Source organism: Microbacterium sp. 05N427, from assembly GCF_056397105.1.
Genome location: NZ_JBFTMT010000036.1, coordinates 1 through 686 on the forward strand (window position 1 = coordinate 1; position 686 = coordinate 686).

Sequence of the window (686 nt, forward strand, 5' to 3'; positions counted from 1 at the left end):
CGGCGGCATCGGGCGTCGCGGGCGTGTAGGAGGCGGCGTAGGTCGGTGTTGGGCCGGTAGTGGTCGACGGCGAGGATCGCCCCGGTGATCGGGTGGGTGAGGACTCGTTCCCACGCGGTCGCCCGGCCGGTGAGGGTGCGGGCGGTGTCGGTGTCGATGGGTTGCCCGCCGGCGAGTTCGGCGGGTTGCTCGATGCGGACACCGAACGAGGTCCTGGATCCCGCCCCTCCCACGGTGTCGGCGGTGTTGGGTGCCAGGAGCGTGAGTACCGGGACGGTGACTTCCACTCGCGCCTGGATCGCGCCCAACAGTCCGGCGTCGGTGTCGTGCCCGGATGCCGCCCCGGTGAGCAGGGTGTCGGCGCAGAGGTCGGCGCGCAGTTGATCGATCGTGCGCTGGTCGCCGGGATCACCGAGTCCGTCCGGGTCCGGAGCAGTCCCGGCGGCGAGACTCTTCGCGGCCTGCGTGTTCGCGATGGTGATGGTTCGTGCTTGTTGGGTGAGTCGGTCGTAGATCCCGTCCACGATCGCGGCGGARTGGATCAGCCCGAGCGCTTTCTGCCCGTCGCCGAGGTCTTCCCGCCACACCCGCCGGTGCTCCTGCGCGTCCCGGTGCCGGTCGGTGAGGCTGCGCGGGGCGAGGCGTTCCGCGACGCGTTCCACGACCCGTTTCGCCCGATGCGGAGT

Annotated in this window: 1 pseudogene; it reads right to left on the reverse strand. The window is 71.2% G+C overall.

Annotated elements, in window-relative coordinates:
- Positions 1-662: pseudogene (locus AC1DG4_RS19525) on the reverse strand (HNH endonuclease signature motif containing protein); the annotation flags it as partial.
- Between the last annotated feature and the right edge of the window lie 24 nt (positions 663-686).